The sequence below is a fragment of the Lacrimispora struthionigena genome (assembly GCF_048627165.1).
Taxonomy (GTDB): domain Bacteria; phylum Bacillota; class Clostridia; order Lachnospirales; family Lachnospiraceae; genus Lacrimispora.
In genome coordinates, this window is record NZ_JBMBWP010000002.1 from 2,746,279 (window position 1) to 2,770,752 (window position 24,474).

Here is a 24,474-nt window from a genome sequence, read left to right on the forward strand (position 1 = left end):
GAATATGAATTACAAATTATCAGGAAAAACTCATTTCATGGTTTTTTCCGCAGTTATTGCTGCAATCTACACGGTGCTGACTATGGCATTTGCCCCAATCAGTTTTGGACCTGTCCAGTTTCGGATTTCCGAAATGCTTTGTATTCTCCCCTTTTTTACGCCAGCCGCAATCCCAGGATTATTTATCGGTTGTTTCCTGTCTAATTTTTTGTGCGGTGCAGCAGCTCTTGATGTGGTTTTTGGTAGTCTTGCCACTCTGATCGGAGCCATTGGAGCGTATAAACTCCGGGGAAATAAATGGCTGGTCTGTATTCCGCCCATCGTGTCCAATGTTCTTATTATTCCATGGGTTCTTCGATATGCTTACGGTTCACCGGATATGATCTGGTATGCGATGGTTACTGTTGGTATTGGGGAAGTTCTTGCAGTCGGAATATTGGGGAACATTTTGCTGGGCGTACTTAATAGATATAAACACATTATATTTGGCCGTTTTTTATCGGAAACGGTTTAAAAGATGATCAAAAACTTAGTAACTCCTGACCCATTTAAAAGTCAGGAGTTTTTTGTTGATTTCTCTTTCAATAGATAGTTACATGTGGTAAAATATATTTATCTGAAACAATGTAATGTAACCGATTTGTAACCGTTTTTTTATATAATAAATTTGTAAACAAAGGACTATGGTGAAGGGATGACAGTTGGTAGAATGAGTGTGGTTCGTAATGGAGATAGATATTTTACAATAGCAGTAGATGAATTTGAAGATAGTAGTATTAAAGGAGTTTTATTCCACGACAGAGATTCAGAAGGAATATTATTTGATAGTCTTCTGGAGATGTTTTTTAATATGGATCGGATCTTTGATCAACTGGGAAGCCCCAAACAGACAGTTCAGAGGCGGCAGTTTTCCGGAATAGAGGATCTTTCTCCGGAAATAAAGAAAAGCAATGAAAAAGAAAGAGCCGGTAAACTGGCTACTTTTTATGTTTTTGTACAGTATCGGTATTATGCAAGCTGGCAGGGGAACTTTAAGTGGATTGAAGGAGACGAAAAGATACCATTTGAAAGTGAACTTGATTTAATTCTTTCCATGTATGGGTTATTGAGCGGGAATGAAAAGAAAGAACAGGTTAATAATATTATTACTACCTGCCATGTGGCGATTGACAGCTACCATTCAGGAAAATTTACTGGGAACTATCAGAATATACCTTCTGAGATATTAGAACAGCAGATGAAGCCCGTGGATCTTGTAAAGTCCCTGGGTACTTTTATGGAATACGAATTAAAAAATGATGATATTCCCAAGTACGGGCTAAACTATGGACAACTAATTTCCAGTGATGCCTGTACGTTTTGCAGAAGAGGGGGAAAGATCGCTTCTTTTTCCATTAAAGTACTATTTCACGAACACTCAACCTGGCAGGGGATTATCTACTGGAGAGAGGGACGGCAGCAGCAGCTGTTCCGCAGTTATAAGGAAATGCTTTATTTAATAGCATCAGTAGCAGAGGCTTCAGAAGGAACTCCTGGTTTTAGGGGACATCTGCCGTCAGGAGCGGAGCTGGCATTATCCGGATCATGATTTTCGGTGTCATAAAATGCACTTTACAGGTCATAGAATCTGTAAGGTGCATTTTTTTAATTAGGGGATTATATTGCAGCTGCAAATGGGGTATTTTATCACCAGACTTTGTCCTTGTTTGGATTCCCCGGTAGATTTTCTGTTGTTTTTCTTATATAATAAAGAAGAAAGCAATTGACTTTATAAGAAAAAAGCAGTAAAAGTAAGTGAAAGTAACAGTTACATAAATAAATTATAAATTTAAGGATGGATAAAGCATGTATCATATTGATTTTCATAAACCACAGGCAGTTCATTTTATCGGTATTGGAGGAATCAGCATGAGCGGTCTGGCTGAGATTCTCATGGATGAGGGATTTTCGGTGACCGGATCAGATTCTCATGAATCAGAGCTGACACATCACCTGGAAGCAAAAGGCGCAAAAATTGTGTACGGACAGCGCGCAGAGAATATTACAGAAGGAATCGATGTGGTGGTTTATACGGCTGCGGTACATTCTGACAATCCGGAGCTTATGGCTGCAAAAGAACAGGGACTTCCCATTTTAAGCAGAGCAGAACTTCTTGGTCAGATGATGAAGAATTATGAAAATTCAATTGCTATTTCGGGTACTCACGGAAAGACAACCACAACCTCTATGATTACAGAGGTTCTTCTTTGTGCAGATGCAGACCCTACTATTTCCGTAGGTGGAATATTAAATTCTATAGGGGGAAACATTCGTGTAGGCGGTCCGGAACTATTTGTGACTGAGGCCTGTGAATATACCAATAGTTTTCTCTCCTTTTATCCAACAGTGGAGATCATATTAAATATTGAAGCAGATCATCTTGATTTCTTTAAAGATATCAAGGATATTCGTAATTCATTCCGTCTGTTTGCCCAGAAGCTTCCAGCGGACGGACTTCTGGTGATTAATAATGACATTGAAAATATTGAGGAAATCGTCCGGGACCTTCCATGCAAGGTGATTACTTTTGGTAAGAAAGACGGAAGCAGATATCAGGCAGAAGCAATTGCGTTTGATGATCTGGCAAGAGCTACCTATGATTTAAAGATTGATGGCTCCGTTGTGGATACAGTAACTCTTGGGGTACCAGGAGAACATAATGTGTATAACTCCCTGGCTGCAGCAGCCGTATGTGCAGAACTGGGAATATCATTGGAGCAGGTGAAAAAGGGACTGAAACATTTTACAGGCACCAACAGGCGCTTTGAAAAGAAGGGCGAACTGGGAGGCGTGACCATCATTGATGATTATGCTCATCATCCACAGGAGATTCGTGCGACCTTAAGCACAGCACAGCACTATCCACACAAAAAACTGTGGGTTGTTTTCCAACCCCATACTTATACACGTACAAAGGCATTTCTTGACGAATTTGCAGATGCGCTGTCTTTGGCAGATGAGGTAATTCTTGCAGAAATTTATGCAGCTAGAGAAACCGACAATCTGGGTATCAGCTCTGCAGATATCGTGGAGAGAATCGAGAAAAAAGGTGTAAAAGCGCATTATATTACCTCGTTTGATGAGATTGAAACATTTATTTTAGAAAATTGTATACACGGTGATTTGTTGATAACTATGGGTGCCGGAGACATTGTAAAAGTGGGAGAAAAGCTGTTGGGCTTATAGTTATCCACATTATCCACATAGTTTTCAACATTTTATGTTAAGAAACTATGTGGATTTTTTAATTTACATAAATTATCGTCTCACAATTTAGAAAATCTCGATTTTATCAGCAATTCAACAGGATCATAGTGGATAAACTAAGATTATGTATACTTGGTTTCCACATTATCCACAATATCCACAATTGATTTAGTGGATAACTGCCCCTATTTTCTTTTGGAAAGACCTGTGGTATGATAGGAACATGATAAAAAGGTGAGGTTATGGCGGTGAACTTTAAAAGCAGTTTTAAGATCAATGGTACGATAATATCCAATCAATTCATAGACGATTTTATGGCTTCGGCCAATGGTGAATACATAAAAGAATATCTATTTCTGATGCGTCATGAAGGGGAAGAGGTTACTGTTTCCATGATTGCTGATGCTTTAAACCATACAGAGGCAGATGTAGCCCGTGCCTTATCCTATTGGAAAAAAGCGGGAGTATTAAGCGAGGAGGCAGTCTCAAAACCGGAGGTTTCTCCGGCTGTTTCGGAGACTGCATGTTCCGGGCGCCCAGCAGATGCAGTGAAAAAGGAGATACCTTCACCATCTGCAAGCAGAAAATCCTACACTCCGGATCAGATCAGTGGGCTGGCAGGTGATGAGGATTTTTCTCAATTGCTTTATATTGCCCAAAAATATATGAATAAAGTGTTCACTCAGAGAGAATGTGAGGTATTTGCGTATCTGTATGATGGTCTTCATATGCCTGCAGAGCTTTTAGAGTATGTTGTGGAATATTGTGTACAGGGCGGTCATACCAGCATTCGATATATTGAGACAGTGGCCATCAGCTGGCACGAAAAGGGTTTTAAGACAGTTGATGATGCTAAGAATAATGCACTTACATTTTCTAAGGATTCCTTTGCGGTCATGAGAGCATTTGGGCTGAGCGACCGTAATCCCGGAGATTCAGAACGGGAATACATGGATAAGTGGTTCCGTACTTACGGATTTACCAAAGAGCTGGTTATGGAGGCCTGCAGCAGGACTCTGACGGCGACACATTCTCCCAGTTTTCCTTATACGGACAAGATTATAGAAGGCTGGAAGAAAGCAGGAGCCCGTACGATGGAGGATATTAAAAGACTGGACGAGCAGCACGCAGACCGGAAAAAGAGCAGCGGGGATAAAGGTACGAAGACAGCAGCCAGTGCAAAAGGGAAGAACGGACAAAACCAGTTTCAGAACTTTCCTCAAAGAGAGATTGATTATGATGCTCTTATTCTTGAACAGCTGACAGAGTTTAAATAACGATAGATATGCACAATAGAAACGGAGGTAATTATGGCACTGAGCAATTCACAGTATGATGCCATCATGCGGGCTTACGGTCAGCAGCAGTTAAAGAACCGGCATGAACAGGAAAAGCGGATTGCGCAAGTATATAATAAAATACCTGTCATAAAGGAACTTGATGATTCCATCAGTACAAAAGCAGTCTCCTGCGCACGCAGGCTTTTGGATGGGGATAAACAAGCCTTAAAAGAGCTGAGAGAGGAAATTGCAGATCTGCGGGAACAAAAGGCGGTTCTTTTAAAGTCTGCGGGATATACCGTTGATTTTATGGAGATGCAGTACTTGTGTCCGGACTGTAAAGACACAGGGTATTCCGAAGGCATTAAGTGTCACTGCTTCCGACAGTCAGAGATGAAATATCTATACGCACAATCCAACATTGAGCAAATCATTGCAGTGGAAAATTTTAACACATTTTCTTATGAATATTTTGATGATACAAGAGTAATACCGGTTTTAAACCGGACAGTGAAGCAGTATATGATGCAGGTAACGGAAACCTGCCGAAGTTTCGTTAAAAACCTGCCGAAAGAGCATGGGAATTTATTGTTTACAGGTCCAACAGGAGTGGGAAAGACATTTTTAACCAATTGTATTGCCAAAGAGCTGATCGATAAGTTTTACTCCGTAATCTATTTATCCGCTAACGATCTCTTTGAGGTATTCTCCAAAAACCGGTTTGATTATCAGGATGAAAACGATATGAAAGGAATGTATCAGTATATTCTGGACTGTGATCTTTTAATCATTGATGACCTGGGAACAGAGTTAAATAACAGCTTTACCTCTTCCGAACTATTTTACTGTATTAACGAACGGCTTAATTCTTCAAAATCCACAATTATTTCCACCAATCATCCCATTAATGAATTAAGAGACCGGTATACAGAGCGGGTGACTTCCAGACTGATCAGCCGATATACCGTTATTCCACTCTATGGAGATGATATCAGGATCAGGAAAAAACTATCCGATTAACTTGACTATTTTCGCGCATAATGTTATAAAAGAACCGTTGCATTGCATAAGGACACGTTGGAGGAGAAACAAATGCTTTACGAAGAGAAAACGATAGAAACCATTCCGGTTGGACCATTGGGCTTAATTCCCTTAAAAAGCTGCAAGGAACTGGGAGAGAAAGTAAATGATTACCTGGTGTCATGGAGACAGGAGCGGGAAAGTGAACATAAGTCTACCATCGCTTTTTCCGGTTATCAGAGAGATACTTACATCATAGGAGCCAGCACCCCCAGATTCGGAACCGGAGAGGCAAAAGGCACCCTGCAGCAGTCTGTGCGAGGTGATGACCTTTATATCATGGTCGATGTGTGTAACTACAGCCTGACCTATTCTCTGTGCGGTATGACCAACCACATGTCCCCTGATGATCATTTTCAGGATTTAAAGCGTGTGATCGCTGCATCAGCAGGTAAACCAAGACGTATTAATGTAATTATGCCTTTCTTATATGAGAGCCGTCAGCATAAGCGTTCCAGAAGAGAATCTCTTGACTGTGCATTGGCACTTCGTGAGCTTGTGAACATGGGTGTGGAGAATATTATCACATTTGATGCTCATGACCCCAGAGTGCAGAATGCTATTCCGTTAAAAGGTTTTGAGACGGTTCAGCCCATATACCAGTTTATCAAATATTTGTTAAAAGAAGAGAAGGAACTGGATATTGACAGCGAACATATGATGGTAATCAGCCCGGACGAAGGCGGCATGGGACGTGCAGTATTCTTTGCCAATGTACTGGGACTGGATATGGGTATGTTCTATAAGCGTCGTGATTACACCCAGATTATAAATGGACGTAATCCTATTGTTGCCCATGAATTCCTGGGAAGCAGTGTAGAAGGCAAAGATGTAATCATTGTTGATGACATGATTTCCTCTGGCGAAAGTATGCTTGATGTTGCAAAAGAACTGAAACGGAGAAAGGCAAGAAAAGTATTTGTCTGCGCTACGTTCGGACTCTTTACCAACGGACTTGCAAAGTTTGATGAATATTATGAAAATGGATTAATCGACAGGATCTTAACCACCAATCTGGTATATCAGACACCGGATCTTCTGTCCAGACCTTATTATATTAATGTTGATATGAGCAAGTATATTGCCCTTATTATTGACAACTTAAATCATGATGCTTCCCTCAGCGGTCTGCTTAACCCAACAACCAGAATCAACCGTCTGCTGGAGCGTTACCGCGCCGGAGACCGTTAATTACGAGGATATTATGGAGCGATTGACTAAAGAAAAATTAGTTTTAGCCGGACTTACGGTATTCTCCATGTTTTTTGGAGCAGGAAATCTGATCTTTCCGCCTTTTCTTGGAGCGTCAGCAGGAAGCGTTACCTGGATTGCAGTGGCAGGATTTGCAGTAACAGCAATCGGCTTTCCGGTTTTAGGCGTCGTGGCAGTGGCACAGTCCGGAGGACTGGACAAGCTGGCGGGGCGTGTTCACCCGAAGTTTGCTTTTGTTTTTACCCTGTTAATCTATTTATCCATTGGCCCTTGCCTTGCAATACCAAGGACTGCAAGTACATCTTTTGAGATGGCAGTGGTTCCCTTTTTAAAAGAGGGAACTTCAAGTGCACTGATGCAGTTTTTGTATTCCGTGGTATTTTTTACCATTGCATTTGTAGTAGCGCTAAAGCCAGATAAATTGACAGACCGTCTGGGGAAGATTCTGACTCCCATACTTTTGGTTCTGATCGCAGTGATCTTTGCCGGCTGTATCATTCACCCGGCGGGAGCTTATGGAACGCCTTCTGAAACATATCAGAAAGCTCCGTTTGTTAAAGGATTTCTGGAAGGTTATATGACTATGGATACCATTGCAGCCTTAAATTTCGGTATTATTATATCGCTAAATATTAAGGCCATGGGTATCAAGAAAGAAGCAGATATAGTTCATGAAACAATCAGGGCCGGTTTTTTTGCAGGTGGAATTCTCCTGCTGGTTTACAGTGCCTTATCACATGTTGGCGCAGTGACCGGCGGTGCATTTGGACTGGCAGATAACGGTGCTCAGACCTTGAATCAGGCAGTACAGTTTTTATATGGGAAAGCAGGTCTTATTCTGCTGGCAGCAGTTTTTTTTATTGCATGTCTGAATACCTGTATTGGTCTGATCAGCTGTTGCAGCAAGTATTTCTGCACCATTATACCCAAGGTTGGCTATCGGACGTGGGCGTTTTTATTCGCCTTTGTCAGCCTAATTATATCCAATGCAGGACTTAATAAGATACTGGAGATATCAGTTCCTGTTTTAAGTGCTTTATATCCTATTTCCATTGTACTGATTATACTATCATTTGCTTTTCGTGATGGAAAACGATGGAGAGCGGTCTATGTCTGTGCCATGGGTTTAACCGGAATTATAGGAGTGTTGCTGTCACTGGAAACGGCAGGAGCAGATATATTACATGCAGAACTTATAAAGCTTCCATTTTATTCATACGGGCTTGGCTGGATATGTCCGGCAGTCGTGGGTATTGTAATTGGAGTTATAATCGAAGCTATAATGGGGTCACTAAAAACTCATGATTAATAAAAAATCCCTGAAAGAGATGTCAAATCTCCTTCAGGGATTTTTCTATATTTCGATTAAATGATAGGGCATTAAGTTTGCAGTCATCATTTGAGCTTCCCGCTGGTGGCAGGTAAAAATAATGATCTGATTTGTATAAGTGCCAGCCAGCCATTTTAATCCGGTCTTTAACCTGTCGTCGTCATAAAGAACGAAGCTGTCATCAAAGATAAATGGCATTCTTTCGTCTCCGGTCTGAATCAGCGTTGCAGCAGCCAGACGGAGAGCCAGATAAACCTGATCCATAGTTCCGCTGCTGACCTGCTCCAAAGGTACCAGCTTGGTTTTCGTATTTAAGAAGATGTTTAAGTTCTCATCGACGCTCATGCTGGTGTAGATTCCTCCAGTAATTCCGGAAATTAAATCGGAAGCCGCTTTATTTAAGTATAGTCCGAACGAGTCTCGGATTGAGGAAGATAAGCTGGTCATTGTTTCCAATGCTAAGTCTACCGCTGAGATTTCTTCCCGTATACGGTCATTTTCAGCAATAATATGCTTTAATCCTTCCGCCTGGGTCTTACAGCCGGATAAATGATCCAGCTTCTTCTCCAGCTCCCACTGACTTTTTTGCTGTGTCTCTATGGTAACTCCGCAACCTTCCAGCTTCTTATTAAGCTCTTCGATCTGGGCTGCTTTCTGGCTGATGGCTGCTTCTGATTTGGATACGGCAGAGCAAAGCCTTGTGAATTCAGCCATGCGATTTTTAAATGCCTGTATGGATTCCGGAGTAATATCCGTATCACCTAAGTGCCGGGACAAAATCTCTTCAAGTACTTTGCCACTCATTTCCATATCCTTCATATGATGGCGGATTCTTAGAAAAAGGAGCAGGCCAATCAGATAGAAAATAAGAGCACCGCTTACAAAAACACTTAACAGCAAAATGAGATCAACGCCGTAATATGCGGAAAAATAATTGGATTCTCCCATATAGTAAATAACACCGGTGCTGCAAAGTAAAAGTGTAGCTATAATAAGTGAAATGGCGGAAGTAAACTTTGTAGGTTTCCTGTTACAGGCGGCCTGAGCTTCCATATAATCATCATAATGCTCCTGAGCCTTCTGGGAATAGGAATCTATGGAGTCGTGATCGGTAAACTGGTTGCTTGTGAGAACCTGCCTGCCTCTTGCCACTTTTTTAATTAATTCTTCCTTTTCCGCCTGGCGTTCTTCCAGATCCGTCTTCATATCCACCCGAAGCTTTTGGTAGGTCTGAATCTGGTTTTCGTACTCAGGGGCTGAAATTTCCTTTTCAATGTTGCGTATTTCACTTAACAGAGAGGTGTAGGTACGGGCAGCTTCCGGCACCATCTGGGATTCCAGTTCCTTTCTCTGAGACTTTAAACAGGCGGCGGCCTTTGTTATGTTAAGCGCAAGATTGCCAGTAGTATTTAAGTTTGCAATGTAATTTTTCAGTTCCGTCACCATACCTTCATCAGTAGCACTTTTTAACTGACCGATGCTGATGGTGTTGATGTAGGAGGTTTCGCTTAAACCGCAAAGAAGATCATCTAAAAACGCCTTAGTGGGCTCGATTTCTTTTCCAGCCGTTTCATCCACTACCTTAAACTCTTTTTTGTTTTTCTGGAAAGTTCGTTCAATCCGGTAGATGTGTTCCTTATGTTCCACCCGGATCTGGCCTTCATAGGTCCCGCTGTTTTCCCAAGGCTCGAAACGGGAGTAGAGATCATTTCTGGAAGCTCTGCCTCTTTGCCGCTCAATTCCAAAGAGCATGCTGCGGATAAAGGTATGGATTGTGGATTTTCCAGCTTCATTTTTACCGTAAACAATGTTGATTCCATCATGGAACGTTAAGTTCCTGCCGTGAAATTTCCCAAATCCATTGATGTAAATGTCCAGTATTTTCATGGGTCAGCTCCTTTCATCCGTTGTACGAAGCAAAGCATTGATTCCGTAATAGAGTGCTTTCTTCTCCACCCCGCTCATCTCCGGCTTTTGAAGTGCCTGGATAAAAAAGCCGATCATATCGCTTGGGTGTTCCGCAAAGAGAGCAGAGAAATTATACTGTGGTTCAGATTCGTCTATGATTTCCAATATTTTAAAACGGGTGGAAAGCATATCCAAATCAAAGGTAATATCAGGATCCCTCATACCACGTATGCGAAACCGGTAAATATTCTCCCCGCCCCGGTTTTGAATCTCCTGGGTAATTTTCATGGCTAGTTCTGTATTGGTTGTGGCTGGGGTGACATTGACTGCAAGAGAGATGTACTGAAGCTTTGCAAGAGGGATGAATTTTAATGAGGTTACCATACGGGTTACCTCGTTGATCTCTCCTACCATCATGCCGTGGGGACCGGATTCTGTCTTGTCCAGAGGTTCCAGAGAGCCTGCAAATGCCATACGGTTTTCAATGAGAATCTCAGGACGGTGAATATGTCCCATAGCGATGTAGGAGAAGTCCAGACTAGACATGGCACCTTTATCAAAGGGGATATGGTTGGCATCTCCTCCGTGGCCTAAAAGGACGTGAATTCTTCCGTTGTTTGGTACCTTTAAATGATCAAGACGGTTTTCGGGTATCTCCACAGAGTGATAGCTAAAGCCATAAACCTCCGTATTGATCTCTTTAAAATAAACGCTTTCCAGCTCCTCGCCCATGATATAAGAGACGTTAGGAGCCCAGGTAAAGCTTAAAAGAGCCGAATTATTACGGATGCGGTCATGATTTCCTGCTATGATGACCACACGCACCCCAGGAATGGTTGAAAATAAATAATTAACCTCTTTTAAGTCTCTGGCAAGGGGCTGGCGGTGAAAAAGATCGCCGGAAATAAAAAGACAGTCAGCTTCCATAGTCTTTGCCTGGTTTACCGCCTTTGCAAAAGTGTCTTTTATATCCTGGGAACGTTCCCGGCTCCAGGGCTTATCGCTGTCAGGGCTCATGCCCCAGTGAACATCTGCAATATGTATGAATTTCATCGTCAATACCTCGCTGGTACAGCACTGTACAGAGAATCTGGTCTTGCTGTACGGAATCCTCTTTCATAGACTTGGAACCACATATAAAAGAAATCTTAAACTCCCTTCATACATGGTTCCGGTATAAAGAGGCTGTCTGATTATTGGCAGCAGCCTCAGCGGCTTAAAGTTCGCAGTTGTTAACGGTTCTTGGGAATGGAACCACGTCGCGGATATTGGACATACCTGTTAAATACATAACACAGCGTTCAAATCCAAGACCGAATCCGGCATGACGGGTAGAACCGTATTTTCTTAAATCAAGGTAGAATTCATAATCTTCTTTCTTAAGTCCCAGTTCATCCATACGTGCGGTGAGCTTGTCCAAGTCATCTTCCCTCTGGCTTCCGCCAATAATCTCACCGATTCCTGGTACCAGACAGTCGACAGCAGCAACAGTCTTGTTGTCTGGGTTCATCTTCATGTAAAATGCTTTGATTTCCTTTGGATAATCCGTCACAAATACCGGTTTTTTATAGAGCTGTTCTGTTAAATAACGTTCATGCTCGGTCTGTAAGTCACAGCCCCAGAAAACTTTATAATCGAATTCTTCATTGTGTTTCTCTAAAAGCTCAACTGCTTCGGTGTAAGTCACATGAGCGAATTCGGAATTTAATACATGGTTCAGTCTTTCTAACAATTCCTTGTCCACAAACTGGTTAAAGAAGTTCATCTCTTCCGGTGCGTGCTCAAGAACATAACGGATCACATATTTTAACATGGATTCTGCCAGTTCCATATCATCCTGAAGATCAGCAAAAGCCATCTCAGGCTCAATCATCCAGAATTCTGCTGCGTGCCGGGTGGTATTGGAGTTCTCAGCACGGAATGTAGGACCAAAGGTATAAACATTCCGGAAAGCCATGGCATAGGTTTCAGCGTTGAGCTGTCCGCTTACGGTTAAGTTGGTTGGTTTTCCAAAGAAATCCTGAGAAAAGTCTACCGCTCCCTCCTGGGTTATTGGAATATTCTTTAAATCCATGGTTGTTACCTGGAACATCTCACCAGCGCCTTCACAGTCACTTCCTGTGATGAGGGGAGTGTGTACATAGACAAAATCCCGCTCCTGAAAGAACTGATGGATGGCATAGGCAATGAGAGAACGTACACGGAAAACTGCCTGAAACGTATTGGTTCTTGGACGAAGATGAGAGATGGTTCTTAAATATTCAAAGGTATGGCGCTTTTTCTGAAGTGGATAGTCAGGGGCAGACGCACCTTCAATGTCGATTTTTGCGGCCTGAATCTCGAAAGGCTGTTTGGCTTCCGGTGTGGGAATCAGGGTTCCTGTGACGATAACCGCTGCGCCAACGTTTAATTTGGATATCTCTGAAAAATTATCCATGGTGTCATGATATACGATCTGAAGCGTGTCAAAATAGCTTCCGTCATTTAATACAATGAAACCAAAGGTCTTGGAATCCCTTAAGCTTCTCACCCAGCCGCCAATTGTAACTTCCTTGTTGAGAAATGAATCTTTGTCTCTATATATTTGTCTTACTGTGGTTAATTCCATAATAGCTTCTCCTTTTACATGTTCGCATACTTAGTTAAGATTATACTGTATTTTCGGCCTCGATTCAAGGGGGATGGGGGTCAAAAACGCTGTATCTGTACTAAAATGTAAAAGAAATGACAAAAGCATGAAAAATGTCGGAAAATGCACAAAAAATTATCACAATAATTCAAAAATTTGTTCACTATTTTACGAATGTGTGGTATAATGCTAGTACAATAAATATCAACAGCAAGAGGTGATAACGTGATTAAAAAAGAGATGATTGCCATGCTTCTTGCGGGCGGTCAGGGCAGTCGTTTAGGTGTTCTGACGCAGAAGGTGGCAAAACCCGCAGTATCCTTTGGCGGAAAATACCGGATCATCGATTTTCCGCTTAGCAATTGCATCAATTCAGGAGTCGATACAGTAGGGGTCCTGACTCAGTATCAGCCATTGCGTTTAAACACTCATATCGGAATAGGTATTCCGTGGGATTTAGACCGTAACGTTGGCGGTGTCACGATTCTTCCTCCCTATGAAAGAAGCAAGGGAAGCGACTGGTATACTGGTACAGCCAATGCCATCTATCAGAACCTGGAGTATATGGAAACCTATAACCCGGATTATGTTCTTATCCTCTCAGGGGATCATATTTATAAGATGGATTATGAGGTTATGCTGGAGTATCATAAAGCAAATAATGCTGATATCACTATTGCTGCCATGCCGGTCCCTATTGAAGAGGCCAGCCGTTTCGGAATTCTGATCACCGATGAGAACAACCGGATAACAGAATTCGAGGAAAAACCTGCAAATCCCAGAAGCAATCTTGCTTCCATGGGCATCTACATATTCAGCTGGAAGGTCTTAAAAGAAGCGTTAATTAAAATGTCAGATGTTCCCGGCTGTGACTTTGGAAAGCATATCATACCAGACTGTTTTGATTCAGGGAACCGTGTATTTGCATACGAATACAACGGTTACTGGAAGGATGTAGGAACCTTAAGCTCTTATTGGGAAGCCAATATGGAGCTGATTGATATCATTCCGGAATTTAATCTTTATGAAGAGTATTGGAAGATTTATACCAAGAGTGATATTATTCCGCCTCAGTATGTGTCAAAAGAGGCTGTCATTGACAGAAGTATTATCGGAGAAGGAACTGAAATCTGCGGAGAGGTTCATAACTCCGTCATTGGTGCGGGTGTAGTAATCAAGTCAGGGGCTGTAGTGAAAGATTCCATTATCATGAGAGAGTGCGTGATAGGGGAGAACACTACAATCAGTAAAGCAATCATCGCTGAAAACGTTATTGTCGGTGCAGACTGTGAATTGGGAGCAGGTGATTTCGCACCCAGCAAATACGATCCCAAGGTTTATCAGTTTGATCTGGTAACCATTGGTGAAAATTCAGTCATACCAGATAAAGTAAAGGTGGGGAAGAACACAGCAATTGTCGGAGAGACCATACCGGAGGATTATCCGGATGGGGAGCTGGCAGGTGGTGACTACATCATAAAGGCAGGTGGTATGAAATGAGGGCCATAGGAATTGTATTAGCAGGCGGAAACAGCAAAAGAATGAGGGAATTATCCAATAAAAGGGCCATAGCCGCTATGCCCATTGCAGGAAACTACCGCAGCATAGATTTCGCACTCAGTAATATGACCAACTCTCATATACAGAATGTGGCGGTTTTAACCCAGTATAATTCCAGATCTCTTCATCTGCATTTAAGTTCTTCCAAGTGGTGGGATTTCGGTAGAAAGCAGGGAGGCCTGTATGTATTTACCCCTACCATTACAGCAGAAAGCAGCGACTGGTACAGAGGAACTGCCGACGCCCTTTATCAGAATCTGATATTCTTAAAAAACAGTCATGAGCCATATGTGGTTATCGCTGCAGGAGATGGCATCTATAAGCTTGATTATGGAAAAGTACTGGAATATCATATTGAAAAGAAGGCTGATATCACCGTTGTCTGTACGGAACTTCCGGCAGGAGAAGACACAACACGCTTTGGAATTGTGAAAACCAATGATGACGGAAGAATTACAGATTTTGAGGAAAAGCCAATGGTTGCTTCCTCTAACACAGTCTCCTGCGGAATCTATGTAATCCGCAGACGACAGCTGATTGAGTTAATTGAGCGGTGTGCCATGGAAGACCGTTATGATTTTGTGAGTGACATTCTCGTCCGTTACCGGAATCTAAAAAGAATCTATGCCTACCGTATGAATACATACTGGAGAAACATTGCCTCTGTGGAGTCCTACTATAAGACCAATATGGACTTTTTAAAACCAGAGGTCAGGGATTATTTCTTCCGACAGTATCCGGATGTTTATTCGAAGATTGATGATCTGCCACCAGCAAAGTATAATCCTGGAGCTTCTGTGAAAAACAGCCTGATTTCCAGCGGCAGTATTGTCAATGGAGTAGTAGAAAACTCCGTTTTATTTAAAAAAGCTTATATTGGTAACAACTGTGTCATCAGGAATTCCATCATTTTAAATGATGTTTATATAGGAGACAATACGGTAATAGAAAACTGTATCGTGGAAAGCCGGGATACCATCCGGGCCAATACCACCTATATAGGAACGCCAGACAATGTAAAAATTGTCATAGAAAAAAACGAAAGATACACATTATAGGAAATGTGACGGGAAGGGGCTTTAACATGCAGATTACAGACGTAAGAGTTAGACGCATCGAAAAAGAGGGTAAGATGAAAGCTATTGTATCCATAACACTGGACAATGAATTTGTGATTCATGACATTAAGGTAATTGAAGGAGAAAAAGGCCTGTTTATTGCCATGCCAAGCCGCAAGGCTGCAGACGGGGAGTACCGGGATATCGCACATCCCATTAATTCCGGAACCCGGGATATGATCCAGAGAGTAATTTTGGATAAGTATGAGACCACGGCTCTTGAGATGCCGGAGGTTGCAGCAGCATTTGCTTAAGTAATATATGATTTTAATCCGCAGACCAGTTTTATCCGGCTGCGGATTTTTTTTATCAAGAATCAATAGAATACGGGATTTACACCAGTGTTCTTGTAAACTATAATAGAAAGTAATAAATTTGCGAAAGGTGGGTCATTTATGACTATAAAAATAGGAATTTTAGGCTATGGAAATCTTGGAAGAGGTGTGGAATGTGCAATTCTACATAATCCGGATATGGAACTTAGTGGGGTATTTACAAGAAGAGATCCCAAATCAATCAGTCTGCTTACACCTGGGGTAAAGGTTTATCCGGTTGATGAGGCCATTTCCATGAAGGAAGCAGTTGATGTACTGATTCTCTGCGGAGGAAGTGCCCATGATCTTCCAGAGCAGACTCCCCAGTTTGCCAGATATTTTAATGTGGTGGACAGCTTTGATACCCATGCTAAGATTCAGGAACACTTTGAAAAGGTGGATGCCAGCGCCAAAGAGGGTAATAAAACAGGAATAATCTCCGTTGGCTGGGATCCGGGTATGTTCTCTTTAAACCGCCTGTATGCAGGAGCCATATTACCAGGTGGTCACGATTATACCTTCTGGGGTAAAGGCGTCAGCCAGGGTCATTCAGATGCCATACGTAAGATAGAAGGTGTAAAAGATGCAAGGCAGTATACCATTCCTGTGGAAGAATCTCTGGAAGCAGTGCGGAGTGGGAAAAATCCGGAGCTCACAACCAGACAGAAACATACCAGGGAGTGCTATGTGGTTTTAAAAGAAGGCGCAGATCAGGAAAGAATAAGGGAAGAGATTGTGACTATGCCCAATTATTTTGCTGATTATGATACAGAAGTTCATTTTATCAGTGAAGAGGAACTGCTGCGGGATCATAAAGGAATTCCCCACGGCGGATCTGTGATAAGAACTGGAACAACCGGCTGGAAAGATGAGAACGGCCATGTGGTTGAATACAGCTTAAAACTGGATTCAAACCCTGAATTTACCGCATCTGTTCTGATTGCTTATGCAAGGGCTGCCTATCGTTTGAATAAAGAAGGGCTGAGCGGTTGTAAAACCGTGTTTGATATTGCACCTTCCTATTTAAGCATATTAGATGGCGAACAACTTCGCAGACAACTGCTATAGACAGCAGCAGGAGGAGACGAAATGTCAGTAAAAAAAGAAATGGTATTGTATTATTGTCCGGAAAAGGATAGTCAGAAAGGGAACGATTCAAGAATTGCCAGGTTAAAGGCAGTTCTGGTACGAATGGGAATCCGCATTAAAAATATTACACCAGAGCAGACCGGTCAGACGATCGGTTATCTGGCTGATATTGAAGGATTTGAAGAGCAGTCATCAGGTGAATATCCCATAGTGGAGGAAGAAGTTCTGGTAATGAAGAATTTTTCCAGCAGGAAAATTGATGAACTGCTAATGAATTTAAGGCGTTCCGGAGTATCAAAAATAGCTTTAAAGGCTGTGATAACAGATACCAATTCGAAATGGAGTTTTTACGAATTATATCAGGAACTGAAGAAAGAGCATGAGACTATGTCTGGCAAAGAAGAGTCATGAAACGGATTATAACGTATTATTTAAAGCCCTATTATCTTCGGATGACTGTGGGCTTTTTCATTAAATTTTCCGGTACGCTGATGGATTTATTTCTCCCCTGGACACTGGCCCGCATGATTGATGTGGTGATTCCGGCAGGAAGAAAGGAAGAAATTTTTTTGTGGGGAATCTTCATGCTGGTATGCTCTGTTCTGGCGGTGACACTAAGCATTATTGCAAACCGCATGGCATCGAGAGTGGCAAGTGACTGTATTTTTACCATACGGGAGGATTTATTTCGCAAGGTAATGATTCTTTCAAACCGGCAGGTTGATGAAATAACAAGACCCTCCCTGATCTCCAGACTTACCAGTGATACTTATAATGTGCACCAGATGATTGGAAGAATTCAGAGACTTGGAGTACGATCCCCAATCTTACTGGTGGGCGGAATTATAATGACTTTTTTACTGGATCCTGTTTTAGCCTGCATCCTTTTAGGGGTTCTTCCCCTTCTGACAGCAGTGGTCATTGGTGTTTCCGGCAAAAGTATTCCTCAGTTTACCCAGCTGCAGGAAAAGGTGGATGGATTTGTTCGTCTGATTCGGGAAGATATAGCCGGAATTCGTGTTATTAAAGCCCTATCCAAAGAAGACTTTGAGCGGGAACGGTTCAATCAACATAATCGTGAGGTAGTGGATTGGGAGAAACGTGCTACCGTTACAACCGCTATAATAAACCCGGTCATGAACCTGTTTCTCAATATAGGGTTGGTGTGTGTTGTAATTGCAGGTGCATACCGTGTTAATGAGGGGCTATCCAAAGTTGGCACCATATTGGCATTTATGACTTACTTTACAATAATTTTAAATGCTCTCATGTCTATTTCCAGAATGTTCGTTATTGTATCAAAGGCAACCGCGTCAGCAGAGCGGATTGACAGAGTTTTTAAAGGTGAAGATGAGACCTCTTTTCTACTGGTACCTGCATTAAAAGAAAAGGAAAAAGAAATTTCATTTCTGGAATTTGATCATGTATCCTTTTCTTATGACGGTACTGGTAATCATTTAAGGGACATCTCATTTCGAGTGGAAAAGGGAGAAACACTGGGGATAATAGGGGCAACGGGATCGGGAAAATCTACGGTTGTTAATCTTCTTTTGAGATATTACGATCCGAATGAGGGTACAATCCGGATCAATGGACGGGATATCCGTGGGATGAGCCTTAAAGATTTAAGGTCCAGGTTTGGAACTGTATTTCAAAATGATGTGATATTTGAAGAATCCATATTTGAAAACATACGAATGGGGCGTAATATTTCTGAGAAAGATGCCGTTGATGCAGCTGGCTATGCCAGGGCACTTGATTTTATCGGAGAAAAAGGGGGAATTTTAGAATCCTTAAATATCCGGGGTGCCAATTTAAGCGGAGGCCAGAAGCAGAGAATCCTTATAGCAAGAGCCCTTGCCGCGCATCCTGAAATTTTAGTACTTGATGATTCTTCAAGCGCTCTGGACTACAAAACAGATTCCCAGCTAAGGAGAGAACTAAAGGAAAACTTTTCCCGAACTACCTGTATCCTGATTGCCCAGAGGGTTAGCTCTGTTATGAACTTAAACCAGATTCTGGTACTGGATGAGGGGGCTGTCATTGGGCAGGGAACTCATGAAGAATTGATGAAAACCTGCGAAGGCTATCGGGAAATAGTTACTTCTCAGATGGGATCGGAAGGAAACGTATGAAAGACTCACAAAAAAGCACAATAAAACGTTTAATGCCTTATCTGATGAAATACCGGTTTTTACTTCTTCTTGCCTTTGTTATGACAATAGGAAGCAATCTGCTGGCATTACTGGGACCTTTGCTTTCCGGATATGCTGTTGATGCCATAGAACCTGGGAAGGGAAGCGTGAATTTCCCACGCGTGTATCAATACGCAGGTCTTATGGCAATGTTTTATCTGATATCTTCTATTCTTTCCTATATCCTGTCTGTATTGATGATTACAATCAGTCGAAAGGTAGTATATCAGATGCGTAAGGATGTCTTTGACCGAATGCTTAACCTGCCAGCCGGTTATTACGATACCCATCAGACAGGAGATATCATAAGCCGTATTTCTTATGATATTGATACAGTAAATGAATCTCTGTCCAGTGACTTAATTCAGATACTTACCACGCTGGTGACGGTTGTGGGGGCTCTTTATATGATGGTGATTATCTCTCCAAAGCTTGTGCTGGTATTTGTAATAACGGTGCCGTTATCAGGTCTGATGACCAGATTTATCACGAGCCGAACAAGACCTCTGTTTCGTGAGCGGGCCAGAAGCCTTGGAGCACTCAATGGTTTCGTGGAAGAAACGGTTACTGGGCAAAAAAGTATTAAAGCCTATTGTGAGGAAGAAGAGGTCATACGTAAGTTTTCTATTAAAAATAAAGAGGCTGTGGAAAATTATTATAAATCAGAATATTATGGAAGCATGACAGGTCCAATGGTCAATTTCATTAATAATCTGTCCCTGACCTTAATCAGCGTATTTGGTGCATTCCTTTATCTGACAGGTGTCATGTCAGTGGGCCAGATCTCCTCCTTTGTACTCTATTCCAGAAAATTCTCCGGTCCCATTAATGAGGCCGCAAATATTATGAACGATCTTCAGTCTGCCCTCGCCGCGGCAGAGCGGGTCTTTAGGCTTATGGATGAAATTCCGGAGCAGGAAGACAGAAAAGATGCGGTGGTAATTTCTGATTTAAAACAATCAGTCAAAGGCTGTGTAGAATTTGCTCATGTGGATTTTGGATATGAGCCTGGAAAACCCATACTGCAAAATCTATCCTTAAAAGCAGAACCTGGTAAGCTGATTGCGATTGTAGGTCCCACTGGAGCAGGGAAAACAACTATTATAAATCTGCTAATGCGCTTTTATGAGGTGGATGGCGGTAAAATTACCATTGATGATATGGATATAAGGGATCTGACCAGGAAAAGTCTCAGAAAGGCATTTGCCATGGTATTACAGGAAACATGGCTGTTTCAGGGAACGATCTATGAAAACCTGGCTTACGGAAAAGAAGATGCAACTTTGGATGATGTGGTAAAAGCGGCAAAAGATGCACGGATTCATTCCTTTATTGAGCAACTGCCGGAAGGCTATAATACCATCTTAAAAGAAGATGGAACAAATATATCTAAGGGTCAGAAGCAGCTTTTAACCATAGCAAGAGCTATGTTGCTTGATAGTAAAATACTAATTTTGGATGAAGCAACTTCGAATGTGGACACAAGAACTGAAATTCGGATTCAGCAGGCTATGCGTCGCCTCATGGCAGGAAAAACCTGTTTTGTAATTGCACACCGTCTCTCTACCATTCAGGATGCAGATCTGATCGCGGTTATTTACCAGGGGGGAGTTGCAGAGCAGGGGACTCATCAGAGTTTAATGGAAAAACGGGGCAGATATTATGAAATGGTCATGGCTCAATATGATTCTTAATAAGGGAACGGATGAAACAAAATCCGTTCCCTTTTCCTGGCTTTTACTGGTAATCACAAACTCCGGCCCATTTATTCAGAAGCTCTGCTTCTTCCGGCCGTTTCTTGGAAAGCTGGGCAGCTGCAACAATAGGAAGCCATGACTGAACATACTTTTTCGCAGTTCCGGTCTTCTTACAGAACAGGTTCATATACATATCTGCCTTATTCTGGTCCTGCAGACAGAACAGCAGATAGGTTCTCGCTACATCTGCACTGGCATTGCCCTGAGTGGCATGAACCCAGTCCAGAACAAACATGGTTCCGTCTTCCTTTACAATGATATTGGAGGGGTTAAAATCGCCATGGCAGAGTTTTGTATGCTTTGGCATGCTGTCAAGCTGAGTGCGCATGTCATATCTTGTTACGTCACCAAGCTCTTCAATGTCCTGGATCTGCTTGGATATTTTATCCTTCAGCTTATTTAAATGGGGACAATGCTTAGACATGACATTCAGGTGAAGATTTACCATCTGTTCCATATATTCAGGCAGTTTATCCGGATTTTCATCCATAAGCTGCTGGAGGGTTTTGCCTTCAATAAAGTCAAAGGTAATGGACCACTGGTTATCAAAAACACCGACTTCCAGTACTCTTGGAACATTAATTCCGCCAATTTCTTCTACTCTGGCGCTGATCAGTGCTTCGTTTAATACTTCAGCCTTTGGAAACTCAGCGTTAAAAACCTTAATTGCCTTTTCACCATCGTGAAAGACCTTTTTTGTTGCTGTTGTAGCGATTAATTCTGCTGCCATATGAACCTCTCCTTCCATCTTTGAGTCTAGCATATTAAGTAATTTTATACGTTTATTTTACTACAAAATACCGAAAAAGTATAGCAATTTATAGAAATATATAGAATAAATTACCAAATAATTTGTGAATCAGAAACAAAATATGGCTGCTCCATAAGCTGGAAGCGGATAAGCAATGGAATAATCCTGACCATCCCATGGAGTCTTTTCAGATTTATAAACCAGAGCTGTTTTTGCTTTTTTATACAGACCGTTGGAAGTATCCATAACAATTGTGTATTTTCCTGATTTTGGCACACCCACACGGTACTCAGGACGGGATACTGGAGTAAAGTTAAGAACAAACAGCAAGCTGCCCTGCGTGTCCTTTCCATGCCTTATAAAACTGAAAATACTATGCTCGTTGTCATTGGCATTTATCCAGGAAAAACCTTCCCAGACATAATCATTGTCATAAAGTGCAGGAAATTTCCGATACAGGTGTAGAAGATCTCTGACATAATTTTGAAGATCTTCCCCAAGGGGTTCTTTGGCCAGATACCAGTCCAGGGAATCTTTTTCATCCCACTCGTGGAACTGTCCGAAATCCTGTCCCATAAAAAGCAGCTTCTTGCCGGGATGACCAAGCATGAAGGTATAACCAAGTTTTAAATTAGAAAACTTATCCTCAAGAAGTCCGGGCATTTTGCCAATCATGGAACCTTTTAAATGAACCACTTCATCATGGGATAATACAAGTATATATTTTTCACTGGTAAAATATGTAATTCCAAAGGTCATTTTATGATGATTATATTTTCTGAAATACGGATCCAGCTTCATGTACTCCAGAAAATCATGCATCCAGCCCATATTCCACTTAAATGTAAAGCCAAGACCTGAATTTTCCGGCTTCTCCGTAACCTTTGGCCAGGCAGTGGATTCTTCTGCAATTACAACAGCACCTTTTCCTCGTTCCTTCATAACGCTGTTTAAGTGTTTAAAGAACTCAATTGCCTCAATGTTTTCATTGCCGCCCAGGCAGTTTTTCACCCATTCACCCTGGGATCTTCCGTAGTCTAAATACAGCATGGAAGCGACAGCATCCACCCGCAGCCCGTCGATATGATACTTTTCTACCCAGTAAAGAGCATTGGCAATCAGGAAATTATCAACCTCATACTTGCTGTAATCAAAAACCTTGGTTCCCCAGTCAGGGTGTTCCCCTTTACGTGGATCTGCGTATTCATAACAGGCCTCTCCATCGAATTCGGAAAGTCCGTGGGCATCCTTGGGAAAATGTGCAGGCACCCAGTCAAGTATGACTCCAATTCCATTCTGATGCATGTAATCAACAAAGTACATGAACTCTTCCGGTGTCCCGTACCGGGAAGTAGGAGCATAATAACCGGTCACCTGATAGCCCCAGGAACCGTCGTAGGGGTGTTCTGCAATGCCTAATAGCTCTATGTGGGTATAACCCATATCCTTTATGTATTCTGCCAGTTCATGAGCAGCTTCTTTGTATGTATAAAAACCTTCTTTATCCTCTCGGTTTTTTCTTTTCCAGGATCCTAAATGAACCTCATAAATGCTTAATGGCCCTGATAATGGATCCTGTTCTTCCCTTTTTGCAACCCATTCCAGATCATTCCACGAATATACAGATAAATCTGCAGTAATAGAAGCGGTCTGTGGGCGGAACTCTGCATAAAAAGCATAGGGATCCGCTTTAAAAAGAATCTTTCCGCTGCGTGTGGTCACAGAATATTTGTATAACTGTCCCAGACCGACTCCTGGTACAAACACTTCCCAAATTCCGGAGTCGGCTAAGGGAACCATAGGATTTAAGTCAGGGTTCCAGCCGTTGAAATCTCCCACTACACCAACCTGACTGGCATGAGGTGCCCAAACAGCAAAATACATTCCCTGTTTTCCGTTGCATGTTTTTGGATGAGCGCCCAATTTTTCATAAATTTCGTAATGCCGGCCGTTGTTGTATAAATACCGGTCAAGCTCAGTAATAAAACCTGTTTCCAATTCATTCGTTAAATCTTCCATTTGCTCACCCCTCCATTTTGGTACACGATTCCACAGGCAGAAGCAGCGTTTGCAACAGGTTACGTATTAAAGCGGGTTTTTGTCTGACTATACTTCACGGCTTTTAAAACGACGCAAAAGAAACTGGTAACGTAGCTGTGCGGCATTAAGCTCGTAAATGTAACAGTCAATTAATGTCGGGTCAACGACCTGTTCAAAATGATTTCTTGCTGCATCAATGGCGGTTTTGGAACGTTCGATTTCTTTTCGTAAATTCCGTTCCTCTTCCGTAAGGGAAAAGTGATTTCCTAACAATAAATTTTTCATACGATCATCTCCAGATAACAAATTAACGAGGTACTTATAAAACTCAGTATATCTGGAAATTGGAACTTTATTCATCTATTGCCTGAATCTCCATAAATTTATTGGACTGGATCCATAAAATTCTGGAGATACTGCCCAAGAGTACATAACTTTCTTGTGCTTTCTCCAAAGGTAAGAAAGTAATAATTAGCAGTTCCTTCCTGTCTGGCAGACACCAGTCCTGCTTCCTTGAGAATCTTTAAATGATGAGATATGGCCGGCCGGGATAAGTTTGTCTGATCCGTGATCTCGTTCACGTTCATTCCCCGGATATTTGTCTGAAACGAATCCGTACTGGCCAGAACTTCAATAATTGTTAGCCGGACCTCGTCTCCCAATGCAATAAAAAGCGGCATGCAGCTTTTGAAAAGCTCAGAAAATTCGCTATTTGCCACCTGAAACATCTCCTTTGGTTTAAAATAGTAAACTAATATTATATTAACACCCGGGGTGAAAAAGGTCAACTGATATTGTGTAAAATCACTTATATAAAATAAAAATATGATGAAATATTGTAAAATTTTACAATAAAACACGATCCGTGTTACATTCACCTGTTTAACAGTTTTTAAAAAAGTTGTAAAAAGCTGTTGACTTTTGTATTTATCTTGTGCATAATAAAGTCAGAATCCCGCATACGT

The 24,474-nt window shown here is 41.8% G+C and carries 21 protein-coding genes; 14 read left to right on the forward strand and 7 right to left on the reverse strand.

The genetic code is table 11. From position 1 onward, the window contains the following. Nucleotides 1-4: 4 nt before the first annotated feature. The 7 genes from ACOAOT_RS21805 (at nucleotide 5) to brnQ (ending at nucleotide 8,127) form a co-directional block, all read left to right on the forward strand. Nucleotides 5-514: a QueT transporter family protein gene (locus tag ACOAOT_RS21805; RefSeq protein ID WP_420218870.1), complete on the forward strand. Its 510-nt coding sequence runs from the start codon at nucleotides 5-7 to the stop codon at nucleotides 512-514. Between the two features lie 180 nt (nucleotides 515-694). Next, nucleotides 695-1,588, forward strand: coding sequence for a hypothetical protein (locus ACOAOT_RS21810; protein ID WP_420218871.1), 894 nt, complete (start codon nucleotides 695-697; stop codon nucleotides 1,586-1,588). Nucleotides 1,589-1,845: 257 nt separating this feature from the next. Further along, nucleotides 1,846-3,225 (forward strand): UDP-N-acetylmuramate--L-alanine ligase, encoded by a 1,380-nt coding sequence (gene murC, locus ACOAOT_RS21815; RefSeq protein WP_420218872.1) that lies wholly within the window; start codon nucleotides 1,846-1,848, stop codon nucleotides 3,223-3,225. A 263-nt stretch (nucleotides 3,226-3,488) separates the two neighbouring features. After that, nucleotides 3,489-4,523 (forward strand): DnaD domain protein, encoded by a 1,035-nt coding sequence (locus tag ACOAOT_RS21820; RefSeq protein WP_420218873.1) that lies wholly within the window; start codon nucleotides 3,489-3,491, stop codon nucleotides 4,521-4,523. Between the two features lie 33 nt (nucleotides 4,524-4,556). Continuing rightward, the gene (locus ACOAOT_RS21825) at nucleotides 4,557-5,546 is read left to right on the forward strand and encodes an ATP-binding protein (RefSeq protein ID WP_420218874.1); all 990 of its coding nucleotides are present in this window, start codon (nucleotides 4,557-4,559) and stop codon (nucleotides 5,544-5,546) included. Between the two features lie 72 nt (nucleotides 5,547-5,618). Further along, nucleotides 5,619-6,797 carry a ribose-phosphate pyrophosphokinase gene (locus ACOAOT_RS21830; RefSeq protein WP_104439714.1) on the forward strand — a complete coding sequence of 393 codons (1,179 nt, stop codon included), beginning with the start codon at nucleotides 5,619-5,621 and terminating at the stop codon, nucleotides 6,795-6,797. A 10-nt stretch (nucleotides 6,798-6,807) separates the two neighbouring features. Next, nucleotides 6,808-8,127: a branched-chain amino acid transport system II carrier protein gene (gene brnQ / locus ACOAOT_RS21835; RefSeq protein ID WP_420219465.1), complete on the forward strand. Its 1,320-nt coding sequence runs from the start codon at nucleotides 6,808-6,810 to the stop codon at nucleotides 8,125-8,127. Nucleotides 8,128-8,172: 45 nt separating this feature from the next. Here the strand turns inward: brnQ and ACOAOT_RS21840 are convergent, their stop codons facing one another. The 3 genes from ACOAOT_RS21840 to asnS all read right to left on the reverse strand — a co-directional run bounded on the left by ACOAOT_RS21840 (nucleotide 8,173) and on the right by asnS (nucleotide 12,664). Further along, a complete protein-coding gene (locus ACOAOT_RS21840) occupies nucleotides 8,173-10,035 on the reverse strand; it encodes an ATP-binding protein (RefSeq protein WP_420218875.1) in 1,863 nt (620 codons plus the stop codon). Nucleotides 10,036-10,038: 3 nt separating this feature from the next. Beyond that, entirely contained in the window at nucleotides 10,039-11,109 is a 1,071-nt protein-coding gene (locus ACOAOT_RS21845; RefSeq protein ID WP_420218876.1) for a metallophosphoesterase family protein, read from the reverse strand. A 163-nt stretch (nucleotides 11,110-11,272) separates the two neighbouring features. Then, the gene (gene asnS / locus ACOAOT_RS21850; RefSeq protein WP_420218877.1) at nucleotides 11,273-12,664 is read right to left on the reverse strand and encodes an asparagine--tRNA ligase; all 1,392 of its coding nucleotides are present in this window, start codon (nucleotides 12,662-12,664) and stop codon (nucleotides 11,273-11,275) included. A gap of 246 nt (nucleotides 12,665-12,910) precedes the next feature. Here asnS and ACOAOT_RS21855 point away from each other — a divergent pair, with 246 nt between their 5' ends. The 7 genes from ACOAOT_RS21855 (at nucleotide 12,911) to ACOAOT_RS21885 (ending at nucleotide 20,655) form a co-directional block, all read left to right on the forward strand. After that, nucleotides 12,911-14,185, forward strand: coding sequence for a glucose-1-phosphate adenylyltransferase (locus ACOAOT_RS21855; RefSeq protein WP_420218878.1), 1,275 nt, complete (start codon nucleotides 12,911-12,913; stop codon nucleotides 14,183-14,185). Beyond that, on the forward strand, nucleotides 14,182-15,303 hold the full coding sequence (gene glgD / locus ACOAOT_RS21860) for a glucose-1-phosphate adenylyltransferase subunit GlgD (protein WP_170824088.1): 1,122 nt from the start codon (nucleotides 14,182-14,184) through the stop codon (nucleotides 15,301-15,303). The genes ACOAOT_RS21855 and glgD overlap by 4 nt, the downstream gene beginning before the upstream one ends. A 26-nt stretch (nucleotides 15,304-15,329) precedes the next feature. Beyond that, complete coding sequence (gene spoVG, locus ACOAOT_RS21865) at nucleotides 15,330-15,617, forward strand: septation regulator SpoVG (protein ID WP_104439707.1); 288 nt, start codon at nucleotides 15,330-15,332, stop codon at nucleotides 15,615-15,617. Between the two features lie 141 nt (nucleotides 15,618-15,758). After that, the gene (locus ACOAOT_RS21870; RefSeq protein ID WP_420218880.1) at nucleotides 15,759-16,745 is read left to right on the forward strand and encodes a diaminopimelate dehydrogenase; all 987 of its coding nucleotides are present in this window, start codon (nucleotides 15,759-15,761) and stop codon (nucleotides 16,743-16,745) included. A gap of 21 nt (nucleotides 16,746-16,766) precedes the next feature. Beyond that, the gene (locus ACOAOT_RS21875; protein ID WP_420218881.1) at nucleotides 16,767-17,177 is read left to right on the forward strand and encodes a DUF3783 domain-containing protein; all 411 of its coding nucleotides are present in this window, start codon (nucleotides 16,767-16,769) and stop codon (nucleotides 17,175-17,177) included. Then, on the forward strand, nucleotides 17,174-18,901 hold the full coding sequence (locus tag ACOAOT_RS21880; protein ID WP_420218882.1) for an ABC transporter ATP-binding protein: 1,728 nt from the start codon (nucleotides 17,174-17,176) through the stop codon (nucleotides 18,899-18,901). Before ACOAOT_RS21875 ends, ACOAOT_RS21880 begins: the two co-directional genes overlap by 4 nt. Continuing rightward, nucleotides 18,898-20,655: an ABC transporter ATP-binding protein gene (locus ACOAOT_RS21885; RefSeq protein ID WP_420218883.1), complete on the forward strand. Its 1,758-nt coding sequence runs from the start codon at nucleotides 18,898-18,900 to the stop codon at nucleotides 20,653-20,655. The genes ACOAOT_RS21880 and ACOAOT_RS21885 overlap by 4 nt, the downstream gene beginning before the upstream one ends. A 43-nt stretch (nucleotides 20,656-20,698) precedes the next feature. Here the strand turns inward: ACOAOT_RS21885 and ACOAOT_RS21890 are convergent, their stop codons facing one another. The 4 genes from ACOAOT_RS21890 to ACOAOT_RS21905 all read right to left on the reverse strand — a co-directional run bounded on the left by ACOAOT_RS21890 (nucleotide 20,699) and on the right by ACOAOT_RS21905 (nucleotide 24,237). Further along, the gene (locus ACOAOT_RS21890) at nucleotides 20,699-21,448 is read right to left on the reverse strand and encodes a phosphotransferase family protein (RefSeq protein ID WP_420218884.1); all 750 of its coding nucleotides are present in this window, start codon (nucleotides 21,446-21,448) and stop codon (nucleotides 20,699-20,701) included. Nucleotides 21,449-21,577: 129 nt separating this feature from the next. After that, complete coding sequence (gene glgB / locus ACOAOT_RS21895) at nucleotides 21,578-23,488, reverse strand: 1,4-alpha-glucan branching protein GlgB (RefSeq protein ID WP_420218885.1); 1,911 nt, start codon at nucleotides 23,486-23,488, stop codon at nucleotides 21,578-21,580. An 87-nt stretch (nucleotides 23,489-23,575) separates the two neighbouring features. Next, nucleotides 23,576-23,794 (reverse strand): YaaL family protein, encoded by a 219-nt coding sequence (locus ACOAOT_RS21900; RefSeq protein ID WP_104439700.1) that lies wholly within the window; start codon nucleotides 23,792-23,794, stop codon nucleotides 23,576-23,578. Between the two features lie 98 nt (nucleotides 23,795-23,892). After that, the gene (locus tag ACOAOT_RS21905; protein ID WP_420218886.1) at nucleotides 23,893-24,237 is read right to left on the reverse strand and encodes an ArsR/SmtB family transcription factor; all 345 of its coding nucleotides are present in this window, start codon (nucleotides 24,235-24,237) and stop codon (nucleotides 23,893-23,895) included. Nucleotides 24,238-24,474 lie beyond the last annotated feature (237 nt).

Excerpts from the sequence above, each read along its gene's own strand:
- ACOAOT_RS21805 (WP_420218870.1), top strand. The coding sequence starts at position 5 with ATGAATTACAAATTATCAGGAAAAACTCATTTCATGGTTTTTTCCGCA.
- ACOAOT_RS21810 (WP_420218871.1), top strand. The coding sequence starts at position 695 with ATGACAGTTGGTAGAATGAGTGTGGTTCGTAATGGAGATAGATATTTT.
- murC (WP_420218872.1), top strand. The coding sequence starts at position 1,846 with ATGTATCATATTGATTTTCATAAACCACAGGCAGTTCATTTTATCGGT.
- ACOAOT_RS21820 (WP_420218873.1), top strand. The coding sequence starts at position 3,489 with ATGGCGGTGAACTTTAAAAGCAGTTTTAAGATCAATGGTACGATAATA.
- ACOAOT_RS21825 (WP_420218874.1), top strand. The coding sequence starts at position 4,557 with ATGGCACTGAGCAATTCACAGTATGATGCCATCATGCGGGCTTACGGT.
- ACOAOT_RS21830 (WP_104439714.1), top strand. The coding sequence starts at position 5,619 with ATGCTTTACGAAGAGAAAACGATAGAAACCATTCCGGTTGGACCATTG.
- ACOAOT_RS21840 (WP_420218875.1), bottom strand. The coding sequence starts at position 10,035 with ATGAAAATACTGGACATTTACATCAATGGATTTGGGAAATTTCACGGC.
- ACOAOT_RS21845 (WP_420218876.1), bottom strand. The coding sequence starts at position 11,109 with ATGAAATTCATACATATTGCAGATGTTCACTGGGGCATGAGCCCTGAC.
- asnS (WP_420218877.1), bottom strand. The coding sequence starts at position 12,664 with ATGGAATTAACCACAGTAAGACAAATATATAGAGACAAAGATTCATTT.
- glgD (WP_170824088.1), top strand. The coding sequence starts at position 14,182 with ATGAGGGCCATAGGAATTGTATTAGCAGGCGGAAACAGCAAAAGAATG.
- spoVG (WP_104439707.1), top strand. The coding sequence starts at position 15,330 with ATGCAGATTACAGACGTAAGAGTTAGACGCATCGAAAAAGAGGGTAAG.
- ACOAOT_RS21870 (WP_420218880.1), top strand. The coding sequence starts at position 15,759 with ATGACTATAAAAATAGGAATTTTAGGCTATGGAAATCTTGGAAGAGGT.
- ACOAOT_RS21875 (WP_420218881.1), top strand. The coding sequence starts at position 16,767 with ATGTCAGTAAAAAAAGAAATGGTATTGTATTATTGTCCGGAAAAGGAT.
- ACOAOT_RS21880 (WP_420218882.1), top strand. The coding sequence starts at position 17,174 with ATGAAACGGATTATAACGTATTATTTAAAGCCCTATTATCTTCGGATG.
- ACOAOT_RS21885 (WP_420218883.1), top strand. The coding sequence starts at position 18,898 with ATGAAAGACTCACAAAAAAGCACAATAAAACGTTTAATGCCTTATCTG.
- ACOAOT_RS21890 (WP_420218884.1), bottom strand. The coding sequence starts at position 21,448 with ATGGCAGCAGAATTAATCGCTACAACAGCAACAAAAAAGGTCTTTCAC.
- glgB (WP_420218885.1), bottom strand. The coding sequence starts at position 23,488 with ATGGAAGATTTAACGAATGAATTGGAAACAGGTTTTATTACTGAGCTT.
- ACOAOT_RS21900 (WP_104439700.1), bottom strand. The coding sequence starts at position 23,794 with ATGAAAAATTTATTGTTAGGAAATCACTTTTCCCTTACGGAAGAGGAA.
- ACOAOT_RS21905 (WP_420218886.1), bottom strand. The coding sequence starts at position 24,237 with ATGTTTCAGGTGGCAAATAGCGAATTTTCTGAGCTTTTCAAAAGCTGC.